14 protein-coding genes are annotated in these 14,184 nt (G+C 59.1%); 10 read left to right on the forward strand and 4 right to left on the reverse strand.

Translation table 11 applies throughout. From position 1 onward, the window contains the following. The first annotated feature begins 4 nt into the window (after positions 1-4). Entirely contained in the window at positions 5-856 is an 852-nt protein-coding gene (locus BMY45_RS25765) for a ChaN family lipoprotein (RefSeq protein WP_092403043.1), read from the forward strand. A gap of 339 nt (positions 857-1,195) precedes the next feature. On the opposite strand, the gene BMY45_RS25770 is transcribed toward BMY45_RS25765, so the two are convergent. From BMY45_RS25770 to BMY45_RS25780, 3 genes are all read right to left on the reverse strand, one after another. Continuing rightward, positions 1,196-1,468 (reverse strand): TfoX/Sxy family protein, encoded by a 273-nt coding sequence (locus tag BMY45_RS25770; RefSeq protein WP_047229837.1) that lies wholly within the window; start codon positions 1,466-1,468, stop codon positions 1,196-1,198. 209 nt (positions 1,469-1,677) lie between these two features. Continuing rightward, entirely contained in the window at positions 1,678-2,019 is a 342-nt protein-coding gene (locus BMY45_RS25775; protein WP_092403045.1) for a pentapeptide repeat-containing protein, read from the reverse strand. A 91-nt stretch (positions 2,020-2,110) separates the two neighbouring features. Further along, entirely contained in the window at positions 2,111-3,667 is a 1,557-nt protein-coding gene (locus BMY45_RS25780) for a bifunctional aminoglycoside phosphotransferase/ATP-binding protein (protein WP_092403047.1), read from the reverse strand. Between the two features lie 126 nt (positions 3,668-3,793). Between BMY45_RS25780 and mrcB the strand changes: the two genes are divergently transcribed. From mrcB to BMY45_RS25795, 3 genes are read left to right on the forward strand one after another with little or no spacing between them, the layout of a single operon-like run. Next, positions 3,794-6,112: a penicillin-binding protein 1B gene (gene mrcB, locus BMY45_RS25785; RefSeq protein ID WP_047229834.1), complete on the forward strand. Its 2,319-nt coding sequence runs from the start codon at positions 3,794-3,796 to the stop codon at positions 6,110-6,112. 16 nt (positions 6,113-6,128) lie between these two features. Then, the gene (locus tag BMY45_RS25790; protein ID WP_092403049.1) at positions 6,129-6,848 is read left to right on the forward strand and encodes a tetratricopeptide repeat protein; all 720 of its coding nucleotides are present in this window, start codon (positions 6,129-6,131) and stop codon (positions 6,846-6,848) included. Beyond that, the gene (locus tag BMY45_RS25795; RefSeq protein WP_092403051.1) at positions 6,848-7,177 is read left to right on the forward strand and encodes a YqcC family protein; all 330 of its coding nucleotides are present in this window, start codon (positions 6,848-6,850) and stop codon (positions 7,175-7,177) included. The genes BMY45_RS25790 and BMY45_RS25795 overlap by 1 nt, the downstream gene beginning before the upstream one ends. A gap of 7 nt (positions 7,178-7,184) precedes the next feature. Here BMY45_RS25795 and BMY45_RS25800 read toward each other — a convergent pair whose 3' ends face one another. Then, positions 7,185-7,607 carry a DUF4124 domain-containing protein gene (locus BMY45_RS25800; RefSeq protein ID WP_371264165.1) on the reverse strand — a complete coding sequence of 141 codons (423 nt, stop codon included), beginning with the start codon at positions 7,605-7,607 and terminating at the stop codon, positions 7,185-7,187. 400 nt (positions 7,608-8,007) lie between these two features. Here BMY45_RS25800 and BMY45_RS25805 point away from each other — a divergent pair, with 400 nt between their 5' ends. The 6 genes from BMY45_RS25805 to msrQ all read left to right on the forward strand — a co-directional run bounded on the left by BMY45_RS25805 (position 8,008) and on the right by msrQ (position 13,986). Further along, positions 8,008-9,732: an acetolactate synthase 3 large subunit gene (locus BMY45_RS25805; protein ID WP_047229879.1), complete on the forward strand. Its 1,725-nt coding sequence runs from the start codon at positions 8,008-8,010 to the stop codon at positions 9,730-9,732. A 2-nt stretch (positions 9,733-9,734) separates the two neighbouring features. Then, positions 9,735-10,226 carry an acetolactate synthase small subunit gene (gene ilvN, locus BMY45_RS25810; protein ID WP_092403055.1) on the forward strand — a complete coding sequence of 164 codons (492 nt, stop codon included), beginning with the start codon at positions 9,735-9,737 and terminating at the stop codon, positions 10,224-10,226. Positions 10,227-10,271: 45 nt separating this feature from the next. Continuing rightward, complete coding sequence (gene ilvC, locus BMY45_RS25815; protein WP_003228216.1) at positions 10,272-11,288, forward strand: ketol-acid reductoisomerase; 1,017 nt, start codon at positions 10,272-10,274, stop codon at positions 11,286-11,288. 143 nt (positions 11,289-11,431) lie between these two features. After that, positions 11,432-12,289, forward strand: a complete 858-nt coding sequence (pssA, locus tag BMY45_RS25820; protein ID WP_076386334.1) for a CDP-diacylglycerol--serine O-phosphatidyltransferase — start codon at positions 11,432-11,434, stop codon at positions 12,287-12,289. Between the two features lie 63 nt (positions 12,290-12,352). Continuing rightward, positions 12,353-13,366 (forward strand): protein-methionine-sulfoxide reductase catalytic subunit MsrP, encoded by a 1,014-nt coding sequence (gene msrP, locus BMY45_RS25825; protein WP_092403057.1) that lies wholly within the window; start codon positions 12,353-12,355, stop codon positions 13,364-13,366. Next, positions 13,366-13,986, forward strand: coding sequence for a protein-methionine-sulfoxide reductase heme-binding subunit MsrQ (msrQ, locus tag BMY45_RS25830; RefSeq protein ID WP_092403059.1), 621 nt, complete (start codon positions 13,366-13,368; stop codon positions 13,984-13,986). Before msrP ends, msrQ begins: the two co-directional genes overlap by 1 nt. Positions 13,987-14,184 lie beyond the last annotated feature (198 nt).

Below are 14,184 nucleotides of genomic sequence, written 5' to 3' on the forward strand. Positions count from 1 at the left end.
AGACGTGCGCCTGATCCTGGTTCTGGCATTGAGTGTGCTGACGGCGTGTCAGAGTGTCGCGCCGCCACCGGTCGACGGGCAGCTCCTTGATTTGCACAATGGCCGGGCCGTCACGCCTCAAGCGTTGATCGAGCGCCTGGCACGGGCGCCGCGAGTGGTGGTGGGCGAGCAGCACGATAATCGCGATCACCACGCGCTGCAGCTATGGCTGCTTCAGGCCCTGGCCGCGCAACGGACCCAAGGCAGCCTTCTGCTGGAAATGTTGACGCCCCTCCAGCAGCCTCGGGTTGACGCGGTCCGCCAGTTACCTGCCTTGCCCGCTGATCTGCCCGCAGCCCTGGATTGGTCGCCGGGATGGGACTGGAGCCTGTATGGGCCGGTCGTCGAGTTCGCTTTGGCGCAACGTTATCCGTTGTTGGCCGCCAATCTGGACACCGCCGAGATCCAGCGCGTCTACCGGCAAGCGCCGCACTTGCGAGGCGCCCGTGCGAATGCAGTCGGTGTGAAGGATCAGTTGCTGGAGCAGATCCGCCAATCCCATTGCGGCCTGCTGCCCGAATCACAGATGCCGGCCATGCTGGCCGTCCAGCAACAACGTGACCGACGCATGGCCGAACGTCTCCTGGAGGCGCCATTACCTGCGTTGTTGTTCGCCGGTGCCTGGCATGGACGAAAAGACGTCGGCGTGCCGCTGCATGTGCTGGACTTGGGGGCCAGTGAGGCACCGATCGTGCTGATGCTGGCCGAGGAGGGCAGCGAGATGACATCGGCCATGGCAGATTACGTGTGGTACACCAAGGCTACGCCGCCGCAGGATTACTGTGCCCAGATGCGCGAACACAAGCGAGCCCCGTAGGCGCTGACGAAGCCTGCGATCTTTTGATCTTTCGCTTGAGAGTCAGGTCTGGGAAAGATCGCAGCCTCGTTGCACTCGACAGCTCCTACAGGGGCGATGTGGAGAAAGGTGCATTCTTTCAGACAAAAAAAGACCCGACAAAAGTCGGGTCAAATAACCGTGATTAGCCTGATGAGGAGATATCTGAGAGTCCGAACCAAGGGCTTTTCAAATATCGACCAGTCTCGCGACCGGATGCGCTAATAATAGCGATTCTCATTACCATGTCAAACGTTGTTTTGGGAATTTGCCTAAATAACTTTCAAGCGAAGGCCGTGTGGCGACAAACAAGGAGAATGGTCAGGCTTTGTGACGCGTCGAAACGGCATCCAATTGTTTGTTCAAGGCTTCCTTGCGTTCGGCGGGGATGTCATTCCAGTGCACATCCATCAATGCGCCCTCAATGGCATAGAGCAACACCTTCGAAGCCCGGAACCCGCGGGTGCGTACCGCGCGATAGGCATCAACCGCTCCGAGGCGGCGCAGATCAGAGGCGCTGTGGATGCCCACGGCATGCAGCCACTGGGCGGATGTCTTGCCCAGGTTCTTCAGGTGTTGCAGTTCATCATTCATCGAGCCTCCTTGCGACGGCCGATTGGTGCAGTGGGCAAGCTTCTCAGCAGTGTAGCGGTCAGTAGGAAAAACGTGATTCTTTGGTGGGATTTGAAGCAAAAGCTTCTAATGCATTACGCACGATAGGGTGGGGAGGCGCGGCAGGATGCGTCTTCCAGCGCAGGCAGGGGCGCTGGAGATCAATGGGGCTACGGTAGATTCGGCCCGATTCAGCGGGTGCGGTAGCGCAGCCGGGTGCCGAAGTTCATCGACATCAGAATCTCGTCGGCAGACAGCTCCGCGGGGAAATAGGCGCCTGAGATCTGCGCATGGGCCAGGCTGGCACCTTCCAGGGAAGACTTGCGAAAATCGATACCGCGCAAATCCGCGGAGCGAAAGTAAGCGTCGGTGAAATCCACGTCGTCGGCATTGAGCTCGCGCAGGTCCAGGCCGCGAAAGTCGCCGCCACGCATATCAACGGGGCCTTGAGGCCGTTCGTTGTTGAAACCGGCAATGTCGTCTGCACGCAGCAAAGCATACAGCGGGGTACTGAGAAGCTTGGGTTGGCTCATTTCATATCACCTGTTGGTTTTATGACGCCAGTATACTGCCACTATTTGGCGGCCGTGAAGGCTGTGAGGACTCCACGACCGAAATAGTTTCTTACAAGCCTGGCAAGCGTTGACGAATCTGCGCGACCACGATGTCGAGCGTGCCGCTTTCATTGGTTTGGACCCGTTTACTGCAGAGGATTTCCGCCGGGGTGAGTGCTTCGCGGGTGGCCTGTTGGGCGGCGATAACGGCCAGATTTGCGTCGGAGGGATCTGTTTGATCGGCCTGACGTTGCGCAAGTCTGCTTTCGATAACCGCTTGTGGTGCGTTGCAATCGAGGATCAGGAACGGAGCGCCGGTGGCCTCGGCAACTTTCGCTGCCGCATCGCGCTGATCGTGTTTGAGGTACGTGGCGTCGATCACTGCTGGGAACCCGGCATGCAGGATGACACCAGCGATTTCATGCAAACGGGCATAAGTGGCATCGCTGGCGTCGCTGCTATAGATGCCGGCTTGTGGATCATTGGGCACTTGCTGCTCACCAAACAGACGCTTGCGCTCAACGTCCGAGCGCAAGCGAATGGCGCCCAGGGCTTCCACCAGGCGCATCGCGACATGGCTTTTGCCAACGGCCGAAACGCCGTGGGTGATAGCCAGAAAGCGCGAGGGAATGGTGCTGTAGCTTTCGGCCAGGTTCGCGTAGTTGCGGTATTGACGTAGGGTTGTGGCGCGCTGCACCGGGTCGGCTTCGGCCGGCATGCTGAACAGCGCGACCTTGGCGCGGACCAGGGCGCGGTAGGCTTTGTAGAAGTTCAGCAGCTCCAGCCCCTGATAGTCGCCGGTCAGCTCCAGGTATTGGCTGACGAAACGTCGCGCCAAGGACTTGAGACCCCGGTCTTCCAGATCCATGGCCAGGAAAGCGGTGTCGGCATAGACATCGGTGAAGCGGAAGGGCTCGTTGAACTCGATGCAGTCGAAAATCACGACCTTGCCATCGATCACCGTGGCATTGCCCAAGTGGATGTCACCGTGGCATTCGCGGATGAAACCTTCGGTTTTGCGTTGACTGAACAGCGGTTTGAGGCGTTCGAAGCTGCTTTCGGCCCAGGCTTGCAGGGCTTCGAGCTGCAACAGGTCAGCCTTGTCACTGAGGAACGGACGAATCTGTTCGAAGTTCTGCCGCACCGGCGCCATGACGCTGTCGGGGGTGCCGGCTTCGTTTTCGGCAGGCACTGTGGGCGTGGAGAGATGGAAACGGGCGATCTGCGCGGCCATTTCGTCGACGTGCGCAGTGGTCAGTTCACCATTGGCCTGTAGTGTGCTGAGCAGTTGGCTCTGGGGAAACTGACGCATCTTCAGGGCGTATTCGATGGCCGGGCCTTCGCCACCCAATTGTGGCGCTTGCTCGGTGCCGGTAATCGGCATGACTTCCAGGTACAGATCCTGGGTCAGGCGCTGGTTCAAGCGCAGTTCTTCCCCGCAGAAATGCTTGCGTGCCTCGAGGCTGGTGAAATCAAGGAAGCCGAAATTGACCGGTTTTTTGAATTTGTAGGCATACGGCCCAGTGAGCAATACCCAGGAAATGTGGGTCTCGATGACCTGGAACCCTTCGACGGGATGCGGATAGAGGGCCGGGTTTTGCAGGGCAGCGATCAGGGACTGGCTCACGGGCGATCCTTCAGAGACTGGGAAAGTTCAAGACCGTCATTATGGCGGCAAGCCGCGTTAACGCAAACAGAAGGGCCCGTTGTGTGGTCATGTTGAAGCGCGGCAAAGTGCGTATAATCCGCCGCCATGACTCGTACCCGATCCCCCCGTACCCCCAAGAAACCACCCGCCAGTCGCCTGCGGCCCTGGCTGGGCTGGGCCCTTAAACTCAGCCTGGTGGGCCTCGTCGTGCTCGCTGGCTTTGCGGTCTATCTCGATGCCGTGGTCCAGGAGAAGTTCTCCGGCAAGCGCTGGACCATCCCGGCCAAGGTCTACGCCAGGCCCCTGGAGCTGTTCGTCGGACAAAAGCTGAGTCGGGACGATTTCCTGACCGAGCTCGATGCCCTGGGCTATCGCCGTGAAAGCGTTGCCAATGGCCCGGGTGCTGCGTCCGTCAATGGCAATACCGTCGACCTCAATACCCGCGGTTTCCAATTTTATGAGGGCATGGAGCAGGCGCAGGCGGTGCGAGTGCGTTTCTCCGGCGACTACGTCGCTGCGCTGACCGGTGCCAACAATGCGAAGCTGTCAGTGGTGCGCCTTGAACCGCTGCTGATCGGTGGCCTGTACCCCAAGAACCTTGAAGACCGGATCCTGATCAAGATCGACCAGGTGCCGCCGTTCCTGCTCGATACGCTGATCGCTGTCGAGGACCGCGACTTCTATCATCACTTCGGCGTTTCGCCCAAGTCGATTGCCCGAGCCATTTGGGTCAACACATCCTCGGGCCGTATGCGCCAGGGCGGCAGTACCCTGACCCAGCAATTGGTCAAGAACTTCTATTTGACCAACGAGCGCAGCCTCAGCCGCAAGCTTACCGAAGCCATGATGGCGCTGTTGTTGGAGCTGCACTACGACAAGCGGGAGATTCTCGAGGCGTATCTCAACGAAGTCTTCGTCGGCCAGGACGGCCAGCGAGCGGTTCACGGTTTCGGCCTGGCCAGCCAGTTCTTCTTCAGCCAGCCGCTGTCCGAGCTCAAGCTGCATCAGGTGGCATTGTTGGTGGGGATGGTGAAAGGGCCGTCCTCCTACAACCCGCGGCGTAATCCGGAGCGCGCCCTCGAGCGGCGCAATCTGGTACTCGACTTGCTGCAACAGCAAGGCGTGGCGACGGCCGAGCAAGTCGAAGCGGCGAAGAAGATGCCTTTGGGCGTGACCAAGCGCGGCAGTCTGGCAGACAGCTCGTTTCCTGGTTTCATGGACCTGGTCAAGCGTCAACTGCGTGAAGACTACCGCGATGAAGACTTGACCGAAGAAGGCCTGCGGATCTTCACCAGTTTCGACCCGATCCTGCAGATGAAGGCCGAAGCATCGGTCAATGACACCTTCAAGCGACTGGCCGGGCGCAAGGGCTCTGATGAAGTGGAAGCCGCGATGGTGGTGACCAACCCGGAAACCGGGGAAGTCCAGGCCATGATCGGCAGTCGGCAGGCCAGTTTTGCCGGTTTCAACCGGGCGCTCGATGCGGTCCGCCCGATCGGCTCCCTGATCAAGCCGGCGGTCTACCTCACCGCCCTGGAAAAGCCGAGCCAGTACACCCTGACCAGTTGGTTGTCCGACGAGGCGTTCTCGGTCAAGGGCGCGGATGGCCAGGTGTGGAAACCGCAGAATTATGATCGCCGGTCCCACGGTACGGTGTTCCTGTACCAGGGACTTGCGCATTCCTACAACCTGTCGACGGCTCGCCTCGGGCTTGAAATCGGCGTGCCGAACGTCCTCAAGACCCTGGCCCGCCTGGGTGTCAGTCGCGAATTCCCGGCATTCCCATCGATGCTGCTGGGGGCCGGTGGCCTCACGCCGATTGAAGTGGCAGCCATGTATCAGACGCTGGCCAACGGCGGTTTCAATACGCCGATGCGCGGCATTCGCAGCGTGCTGACCGCCGACGGCGAGCCGCTCAAGCGCTATCCGTTCCAGATCCAGCAGCGTTTTGATCCAGCGTCCATTTATCTGATCCAGAGCGCCATGCAACGGGTCATGCGTGAAGGCACTGGCAGTTCGGTTTATAACGTACTACCGCGTAACCTGACCCTGGCGGGCAAGACCGGTACCAGCAACGACTCGCGCGACAGCTGGTTTGCCGGTTTCAGCCAGGATCTGCTGGCGGTGGTCTGGCTCGGCCGTGACGACAATGGCAAGACCCCGTTCACTGGCGCCACCGGTGCATTGCAGGTCTGGACCAGTTTCATGCGCAAGGCCGATCCGTTGCCGCTGGACATGCCGCAACCAGACAATATCGTTCAGGCCTGGGTGGATTCGCGCACCGGCCAAGGCTCCGACGCCAGTTGCCCGGGCGCGGTGCAGATGCCGTATATTCGCGGCAGCGAACCACCACCCGGTGCAGCCTGTGGCATTCCAAATCCCGCCGAATCGGTCATGGATTGGGTCAAGGACTGGATGAATTAAGCAAAGAGGGTTTCAAGTGAACAAGTGGTTGATTCCAGCGGTAACGGCCGTGGCATTGCTCAGCGGTTGCTCTACCGTACAGCGCGGGTCGATTCCGGTTGTCGATTCCGGCACTGCCGTTTCCAATAGCGAGCGGGTCTCGGCCAATGGCGGTTTCCGTCAAACGACGGTGCAGCGGCCGGTGCAGGGACAGGTCCAGGCGATTCCCCAGGGCGATACCGGTGTCGTGGTGATGGTGCCCGGTGGCGGCGCCACGACGTCGGCACCGATCAGCAGCACACCGATCACGCCGGGGCCGATTACGCCAGGACCTATCGATACCTCACCGATCGACCAGGGTAGCTACAGCATGCCTTCTGCGCCAAGCAGCATTCCCTCGACCAGCTCGGGAGGTCTGTCCGCAGATGAACAATTGGACGGTCCAGTACTGGCATTGCTCACCACGGCTCAACAGCAACAGGCCGGTGGTGATCTCAATGGTGCGTCCTCCAGCCTGGAGCGAGCCCAGCGTGTTGCGCCGCGTGAACCCCAGGTTCTCTATCGCCTGGCCCAGGTGCGCATGGCCCAGGGCGATGCGCCGCAAGCCGAGCAACTGGCCCGCCGTGGCCTGACGTTCGCCAACGGTCGTCCTGCGCTTCAGGCCAGCCTGTGGGAATTGATCGCTCAGGCCCGTGAGAAACAAGGCGACTCCGCCGGCGCGGCATTGGCCCGTCAGAAGGCCAAGGTTTCGCTCTGATGGATACGCGTTTTCCCAAGATCGCCGATCAGTTGCTGCTGATTGAGCGGGAGTTGCGGGTCCAGGGCTGGTGGAGCAGCGTTTCGCCGTCGGCCGAGGCGTTGGCCAGTGTCGAGCCGTTCGCGGTCGACACGCTGGACTTCGAGCAATGGCTGCAATGGATTTTCCTGCCACGCATGAAAGCCATCCTGGAAAATGACCTGCCGCTGCCCAACGCCTCCGGCATCCTGGCGATGGCTGAAATGGTCTATGCCCAGCGGCCGGGGCAGGGTATCGAGTTGCAGCGACTGTTGGCGCAGTTCGACCAATTGATCAGCGACGTCAACTGACTGCCATTTATTGGCAGTGCTCCTCGATCTGCTTACGGGTTTCGTCGATGCGCTGGCGCCGCTCCTCTTCTGTGAGGCGGCGCATTTCCCCTTCCACATCCTCGCGTACCCTCGGATTGTTCTGCAGTTGCGCCAGATTGGTTCGAGTCTGTTCGCAGAAGGCCTTGAGCTGGGCTTGCTGCTCGGCAATCTGTTGCTTGACCTGTTGGTCAATCGCCTTCTGGTCGCCAATGACCCCGGCAGGCGGGGGGGCTGCTGGCTTGGCGGCGGAAGGGGAGGGCTTGATCACCGTCGTGGCCTGTCCTCCCGGCGGTGGCTGAGAGCCAAAGTGGGTAACCCCTTGGGCATCCACCCATTTATAGACCTGACCGGCCATGCACATCGGGCTCAGGCCAACCAGTAGGCTGGCCGTCAAGAAGAACATTCGCATGCTGTTTCCTTGTCATGGGTTGCGCAATTGAAGCTAACACAGTTGCTGTTTAAAGGTTTTTTCTTGCGTTCTCATGCGCTTACTTCGAATAAAGCACATTGACGGCTTGACTTGCAGAGGGCGAAACAGAAGAATCCAAAGTCCGCTGTAGAGGGACTGCCAGAAGCAGGCCCACTCGGCAGATCATGAGGCGCACATCCGCGCCGACCTGTTACACCCGCAACGCGTTACCTCGCGCTGGGTGGGAAAGGCCCGCAACACTTGGGACGATCCCAATACTTGCTCAGTCAGTGCTGACGTAGTCGGCGACCACCGTCGCTCATGCTCTGCCGAGAAGTAAACCTATTAAGACCCGTCCCTTTGTGTGGGCCGGTATTCTGGCGTTTTAGAGGTGAACAACGTGGAGCTTTTATCTGGCGGTGAGATGCTCGTCCGCTTTTTGCGTGACGAAGGCGTCAAATATATCTACGGGTACCCCGGTGGTGCTCTTCTTCATGTCTATGATGCCCTGTTCAAAGAACCGGAAGTGACCCACATCCTGGTTCGTCATGAGCAAGCGGCGACCCATATGGCTGACGGTTATGCCCGTGCCACCGGTAAAGCCGGCGTGGTCCTGGTGACTTCCGGCCCTGGCGCCACGAACGCCATCACCGGTATCGCCACGGCGTACATGGACTCCATCCCGATGGTGATCATCTCCGGTCAGGTGCCCAGCACCATGGTCGGCACCGACGCGTTCCAGGAAACCGACATGATCGGTATTTCCCGGCCGATCGTGAAGCACAGCTTCATGATCAAGCACGCTTCGGAGATCCCGGAGGTCATGAAGAAGGCTTTCTACCTGGCTGAATCCGGTCGTCCGGGCCCGGTTGTGGTCGATGTCCCGAAAGACATGACCAACCCGGCCGAGAAGTTCGAATACATTTTCCCCAAGAAAGCCAAGCTGCGTTCCTACAGCCCGGCTGTGCGCGGTCACTCCGGGCAAATCCGCAAGGCAGCCGAAATGCTGCTGGCGGCCAAGCGTCCGGTGCTGTACTCAGGTGGTGGCGTTATCCTCGGTGGTGGCTCCGCGCCGCTGACCGAACTGGCGAAAATGCTTAACCTGCCGGTCACCAATACGCTGATGGGTTTGGGCGCCTACCCGGGCACTGATCGTCAGTTCATCGGCATGCTCGGCATGCACGGCAGCTACACCGCCAACCTGGCGATGCACCATGCCGATGTGATTCTGGCGGTCGGCGCGCGTTTCGACGACCGTGTCATCAACGGCCCGGCGAAATTCTGCCCGAATGCCAAGATCATCCATATCGACATCGACCCGGCGTCCATCTCCAAGACCATCAAGGCAGACGTGCCGATTGTCGGTCCTGTGGAGAGCGTGCTGAGCGAAATGGTCGCCATCCTCAAGGAAATCGGCGAGGCTCCGAACAAGGAGTCCGTGGCCAGTTGGTGGAAGCAGGTTGATGAGTGGCGCGGTGATCGTGGCCTGTTCCCTTACGACAAGGGCGACGGCAGCGTGATCAAGCCGCAGACCGTGATCGAAACCCTGTGCGAAGTGACCAAGGGCGATGCCTTTGTGACCTCCGACGTGGGCCAGCACCAGATGTTCGCCGCGCAGTACTACAAGTTCAACAAGCCCAACCGCTGGATCAACTCTGGTGGCCTGGGCACCATGGGCTTCGGTTTCCCGGCGGCCATGGGCGTCAAGTTGAGCTTTCCGGATAGCGACGTCGCCTGTGTCACGGGCGAGGGCAGTATCCAGATGAACATCCAGGAGCTGTCGACCTGTCTGCAGTACGGTTTGCCGGTGAAAATCGTCAACCTGAACAACGGCGTACTGGGCATGGTTCGCCAGTGGCAGGACATGAGCTACGGCAGCCGTCACTCGCACTCCTACATGGAGTCGCTGCCGGACTTCGTCAAGCTGGTCGAAGCCTATGGTCACGTGGGCATCCGCATCACTGACCTGAAGGACTTGAAGTCCGGGCTCGAAGAAGCTTTCGCCATGAAGGATCGCCTGGTGTTCCTCGATATCAAGGTCGATACCAGCGAGCACGTCTACCCGATGCAGATCAAAGACGGCTCCATGCGCGATATGTGGCTGAGCAAGACGGAGCGTACCTAATCATGCGACATATTATTTCCCTGCTTCTGGAAAACGAACCGGGTGCTCTGTCTCGCGTAGTGGGCCTGTTTTCGCAGCGCAACTACAACATCGAAAGCCTGACCGTGGCGCCAACCGAAGACCCGACCCTGTCGCGTCTGACGCTGACCACTGTGGGGCACGATGAAATCATCGAGCAGATCACCAAGAACCTGAACAAGCTGATCGAGGTGGTCAAGCTGGTGGACCTGTCGGAAAGCGCTCACATCGAGCGCGAGCTGATGCTGGTCAAGGTCAAGGCCACCGGTGCCCAGCGCGCCGAGATCAAACGCACTACCGATATTTATCGTGGGCAGATCGTCGATGTCAGCACCAGCGTCTATACCGTTCAGTTGACCGGTACCAGCGACAAGCTCGACAGCTTCATTCAATCGATCGGCACTGCCTCGATTCTGGAAACCGTACGCAGTGGCGTCACCGGGATTGCCCGTGGCGACAAAGTGCTGAGCATCTAAACCAAATTAGCGAATGGCCTGAATGGCCGGATATAGGGGTAATTCATGAAAGTTTTCTACGATAAAGACTGCGACCTGTCGATCATCCAGGGCAAGAAAGTCGCCATCATCGGTTACGGCTCCCAGGGCCACGCTCAAGCGTGCAACCTGAAAGACTCCGGCGTTGACGTTACTGTTGGTCTGCGTAAAGGTTCGGCGACTGTTGCCAAAGCCGAAGCTCATGGCCTGAAAGTGACCGACGTTGCTTCCGCTGTTGCGGCTGCTGACCTGGTCATGATCCTGACCCCGGACGAGTTCCAGTCTTCGCTGTACAAGAATGAAATCGAACCGAACATCAAGAAAGGCGCCACCTTGGCCTTCTCCCACGGTTTCGCGATTCACTACAACCAGGTCGTGCCACGCGCCGATCTCGACGTGATCATGATCGCGCCGAAGGCCCCGGGCCACACCGTTCGTTCCGAATTCGTGAAGGGCGGCGGTATCCCTGACCTGATCGCGATCTACCAGGACGCTTCCGGCAACGCCAAGAACGTCGCTCTGTCCTACGCTGCCGGTGTTGGCGGCGGCCGCACCGGCATCATCGAAACCACCTTCAAGGACGAAACCGAAACCGACCTGTTCGGCGAACAAGCCGTTCTGTGCGGCGGTACTGTCGAGCTGGTCAAGGCCGGTTTCGAAACCCTGGTTGAAGCTGGCTACGCGCCGGAAATGGCCTACTTCGAATGCCTGCACGAACTGAAGCTGATCGTTGACCTCATGTACGAAGGCGGTATCGCCAACATGAACTACTCGATCTCCAACAACGCTGAATACGGCGAGTACGTGACGGGTCCGGAAGTGATCAACGCCGAGTCCCGCCAGGCCATGCGTAACGCCCTGAAACGTATTCAGGACGGCGAATACGCCAAGATGTTCATCAGCGAAGGCGCTACCGGCTATCCTTCGATGACCGCCAAGCGTCGCAACAACGCCGCCCACGGTATCGAAATCATTGGCGAGCAGCTGCGCTCGATGATGCCGTGGATCGGTGCCAACAAGATCGTCGACAAAGCCAAGAACTAAGTCGCGAGCTTGATCGGAAAACGCGGCCCTGGCCGCGTTTTTTCGTTTGGGCGGTGGCTTCTGGTATAAAGCTGCATCGTTTGCGGCCGAACCCTCGTCCCAGACACCTGTCGAATTTTTCACACCGTTGCAAGGTACTGTCCATGAGCGAACGCCCCGACGAGCCCAACCAGGCTCCTGACGCCGAAAGCCTGCTGCCCATTGATGAGCACGTCGAAGAAGGACATGACGCTGAAGGCCGTAAGGTCCGGCACCGTGGCATCTATCTGCTGCCGAATCTGTTCACCACCGCGAACCTGTTCGCCGGTTTCTATTCCATCATCAGCTCCATGAGCGCCCAAGCGGCCTTGAGCGCCGGCGATAGCGCCGGGGCGAGTCGGTACTTTGCCTTCGCTGCCATCGCGATCTTTGTCGCCATGGTGCTCGATGGCCTGGACGGGCGCGTGGCCCGCATGACCAATACCCAGAGCGCGTTCGGTGCCGAGTACGATTCGCTGTCGGACATGGTCGCTTTCGGCGTGGCCCCGGCCTTGCTGGCGTTCGGTTGGGCGCTGGGGGACATGGGCAAGGTCGGCTGGATGGTCGCCTTCATCTATGTTGCCGGTGCTGCGTTGCGTCTGGCACGTTTCAACACCCAGGTCGGTACGGCTGACAAGCGCTACTTCATCGGCTTGGCGAGTCCTGCCGCAGCGGGTGTCGTAGCCGGTGTGGTCTGGGCTTTCAGCGACTACGGTATCCAGGGATCGAAGATGTCGTTCCTTGTGGCGCTGCTGGTAGCAGCGGCCGGTATGCTGATGGTCAGCAACATCAAGTACAACAGCTTCAAGGAGCTGGATCTCAAAGGGCGGGTGCCGTTCGTGGCGATTCTGGCAGTGGTGCTGGTGTTCGCGGTGGTCTTCAGTGATCCGCCACGTATCTTGTTGCTGGTGTTCCTCGCCTATGCCGCCTCCGGTCCGGTTCAATACCTGTTGCGCCTGCGCCGCCACAAAAAAGCCGAGTGATGTAATTTCCCTCATACTCCGCAGTCTATTGGTGCATCTGCCCTCCAATGCTGCGGAGTTGTCATGCTGATCAAGATCCCCAAGTCGTCCGACTGCCTTGAGTCGGACGTCACGCCAGAATCCCTCTACCTATCCCGTCGCCAAATGCTGGGAGCCACCATGGCGGGGCTTGCCGTCAGCGGCCTTCCGCGTTGGGCCAGTGCTGCCGATGTTGCGCGTTATGCGGATGTCGAGCCCGGCAAGGCGCCGTCCTGGTTTGCCGAGAAGCTGCCGTCCACCCAATGGGGCGCGGTTACGGTCAAGGATGAGTCCATCACGCCTTTTAAAGACGCCACCCATTACAACAATTTCTATGAGTTCGGAACCGGCAAAGGGGACCCTGCGGCCAATGCCGGATCCTTGAAAACCGAGCCCTGGAGCGTGGTGATCGACGGGGAAGTGGGCAAGCCGGGGCGCTATGCTTTGGAAGACTTCATGAAACCATATCAGTTGGAGGAGCGAATCTATCGCCTGCGGTGCGTGGAGGCTTGGTCCATGGTTATTCCGTGGATCGGCTTTCCCATTTCCGCATTGCTCAAGCAGGTCGAGCCGACCTCCAAGGCCAAGTACATTCGTTTTGAAACCCTGCAGGATCCCAAGGCCATGCCAGGGCAGCGCTCAGGGTTTGCTTTGATCGACTGGCCCTATGTCGAGGGCTTGCGACTGGATGAAGCGATGAGTCCGCTGGCAATCATGGCGGTTGGGATGTATGGGCGAGAGTTGCCGAATCAGAACGGTGCGCCGTTGCGCTTGGTGGTGCCGTGGAAGTACGGTTTCAAAAGTGTGAAGTCCATTGTGCGCATCAGTCTGGTCAGCGAGCAGCCCAAGACGACCTGGCAGAGCATTGCGTCCGACGAGTACGGTTTTTACGCCAACGTCAACCCGACGGTCGATCACCCGCGTTGGACCCAGGCACGGGAGCGCCGTCTGCCGAGCGGGCTGTTCAGTCCTAACGTGCGCGATACGTTGATGTTCAACGGCTATCAGGATGAAGTCGCTTCTTTATATGCAGGGATGGACTTGAGGAAGGACTACTGATGCGTTTTCCAGTCTGGCGAATCGGCGTCTTTGTTGCGGCGGCGGTTTGGCCGTTGCTCTGGCTCTACGAAGCGTTGATGAATAAGTTGGGACCTGACCCGGGCAAGGTGCTGGTGGATCGGCTCGGGTTGGGCACGCTTATTTTGTTGTTGATCACCTTGAGCATGACGCCGTTGCAGAAACTCACGGGGTGGGCAGGGTGGATCGCGGTCAGGCGTCAGCTGGGATTGTGGTGTTTTGCTTACGTGGTATTGCATCTGAGTGGATATACGGCGTTCATCCTGGGGTTCGATTGGTCGCAACTGGGCGTCGAACTGAGCAAGCGCCCTTATATTATCGTTGGGGCGCTTGGGTTTCTGGGGCTCTTGGCGCTGGCGATTACTTCCAATCGCTACAGTCAGCGGCGATTGGGCGCGCGCTGGAAAAAACTGCATCGCCTGGTTTATCCGATCTTGGGCCTTGGATTGCTGCATATGTTGTGGATTGTGCGGGCGGATCTTAAGGAGTGGTCGATTTACGCTTCTATAGGGGTCGTGCTGCTGATGTTGAGAGTTCCGCCGGTTATGCGTCGGATTCCGCGCTTAGTGGGGCGCAAGGCACCTTCTGCAACAAAAGCGTAATTAACGCTTGACGGCAAATTCTGGACGTCTATAATTCGCCCCACTTCCGGCGCAGTCGAAGCGGAAAACTCCTTGAGTTTCAATGAGTTAAGTAGGTTTCGAGGGTGCAGGGCTTCAGGTTATCGAAGCTCGGGAAGTAGTTGGTGGGGCGGTTTTTCTGGCTCCGTTAACGATTCGATCTTCTCGATCGAAAGCGGT

Origin of the sequence: Pseudomonas sp. NFACC39-1, assembly GCF_900110355.1 — a bacterium.
Lineage (GTDB): Bacteria > Pseudomonadota > Gammaproteobacteria > Pseudomonadales > Pseudomonadaceae > Aquipseudomonas > Aquipseudomonas tehranensis.

Bases quoted from the DNA above. Each gene is read 5' to 3' on its own strand.
- BMY45_RS25770 (WP_047229837.1), bottom strand. From the start codon at position 1,468: ATGAATGATGAACTGCAACACCTGAAGAACCTGGGCAAGACATCCGCC.
- BMY45_RS25775 (WP_092403045.1), bottom strand. From the start codon at position 2,019: ATGAGCCAACCCAAGCTTCTCAGTACCCCGCTGTATGCTTTGCTGCGT.
- mrcB (WP_047229834.1), top strand. From the start codon at position 3,794: ATGACTCGTACCCGATCCCCCCGTACCCCCAAGAAACCACCCGCCAGT.
- BMY45_RS25795 (WP_092403051.1), top strand. From the start codon at position 6,848: ATGGATACGCGTTTTCCCAAGATCGCCGATCAGTTGCTGCTGATTGAG.
- BMY45_RS25800 (WP_371264165.1), bottom strand. From the start codon at position 7,607: ATGCGAATGTTCTTCTTGACGGCCAGCCTACTGGTTGGCCTGAGCCCG.
- ilvN (WP_092403055.1), top strand. From the start codon at position 9,735: ATGCGACATATTATTTCCCTGCTTCTGGAAAACGAACCGGGTGCTCTG.
- ilvC (WP_003228216.1), top strand. From the start codon at position 10,272: ATGAAAGTTTTCTACGATAAAGACTGCGACCTGTCGATCATCCAGGGC.
- pssA (WP_076386334.1), top strand. From the start codon at position 11,432: ATGAGCGAACGCCCCGACGAGCCCAACCAGGCTCCTGACGCCGAAAGC.
- msrP (WP_092403057.1), top strand. From the start codon at position 12,353: ATGCTGATCAAGATCCCCAAGTCGTCCGACTGCCTTGAGTCGGACGTC.
- msrQ (WP_092403059.1), top strand. From the start codon at position 13,366: ATGCGTTTTCCAGTCTGGCGAATCGGCGTCTTTGTTGCGGCGGCGGTT.